This is a genomic window from Tamlana crocina (assembly GCF_012037625.1).
Genome location: NZ_JAAVJS010000130.1, coordinates 1 through 533, shown reverse-complemented (window position 1 = coordinate 533; position 533 = coordinate 1). Strand labels below are relative to the sequence as shown.

General features: G+C 44.8%; 1 protein-coding gene. It reads right to left on the bottom strand.

Annotated features, from left to right (window positions below):
* Positions 1-533: RNA polymerase factor sigma-54 (locus HC176_RS15960; RefSeq protein ID WP_483414753.1), on the bottom strand; the 533-nt coding region annotated here is incomplete at both ends.

Below are 533 nucleotides of genomic sequence, written 5' to 3'. Positions count from 1 at the left end.
AAGAGGTTTACGCTTGTTCTCATCTTCAATGGTCATTTCCAGGATCTTCTTGATCTCCTTGGTTGAGACATCTTCTCCCTGATCGTTTTTCATGGATTCTGAAAAGAAATCTTTAATAAGCCTGGTCCCATAGGGCGTGTCCACATATTTGCTGTTGGCGACCCTTGATACTGTAGAAACGTCCATTCCTATCTCGTCGGCAATGTCCTTTAGGATCATTGGCCGCAGGTTACGTTCATCGCCTGTGAGGAAGTATTCTGTCTGGTAATTCATGATCGCACTCATGGTCACAAAAAGGGTGGTTTGCCGTTGCTTGATGGCTTCTATGAACCATTTGGCGGCATCCAGTTTTTGTTTGATGAACATCACTGCATCTTTTTGCGCTTTAGATTTCTCCTTGGACTCCTTGTAGCCCTTGAGCATTTCGCTGTAATCTTTCGATACATGCATCTCGGGCGCATTTCGGCCGTTGAGGCTTAGTTCCAGTTCTCCATCTACGATCTTTATCGTAAAATCCGGGATCACGTGTTCTA